The organism is Neobacillus paridis (assembly GCF_016765675.1).
GTDB lineage: Bacteria > Bacillota > Bacilli > Bacillales > Cytobacillaceae > Neobacillus > Neobacillus paridis.
In genome coordinates this window covers 1-584 of the sequence record NZ_JAESWB010000130.1, presented here as the reverse complement: position 1 = coordinate 584, position 584 = coordinate 1, and the positions used below count along the sequence as shown (strand labels likewise).

The 584-nt window shown below is 48.5% G+C and carries 1 protein-coding gene; it reads left to right on the top strand.

What is annotated here, in order from left to right; all coding sequences use genetic code 11:
• Positions 1-584 (top strand): hypothetical protein (locus JK635_RS07120; RefSeq protein WP_202653265.1); only part of this gene is annotated, 584 nt, incomplete at both ends.

Here is a 584-nt window from a genome sequence, read left to right as displayed (position 1 = left end):
GACGATAAATGGAAGATATTGCCAACCTTCAGCAAAGGCCACGCGATTTCTGTTGCATGGCTTCACAATTCCTTAATGCCCGATGACGAGTGGCAACTCTGTCTTGATGTCTTCGTCTGGTATGTTCGCACGAAATCTGCAACCACCGCTTATGGGGTTGTTGGGAACACTGAGACGCACCTAGTCCAGGGCATTCCAAGCCTCACTCAAATTAAAGGCGCATGGAGCGGAGTGCCTACTCATCAAAAGAAGAGCCTCAATCAATTCTTCGGTACGCTATGCAAGCTTGGCCATAAGCGATTTAATGAAATCCATGTATTTACTTGCGCCAACCTGGACAAGCCGAAAAGAAAGACACTCGATCCAACAAATGGCAGCATGACGGAGTTTGAGTTCGATTCCCTTGCAAAGCTGATCAACACCAGTCTCAGCGCAGTCGATTGGTCGCAGCAGCGTAGCTTAGCGTTTTACAGATCAAAAGCGTTTAGTCAAATCCGTACCATCGTTGCCAACAAGCTGATGCTCGCCACAGTGCGCCGTCCAATCCAGCTATCGGTTCTCAAATGGTGTGATCTCATACCCGT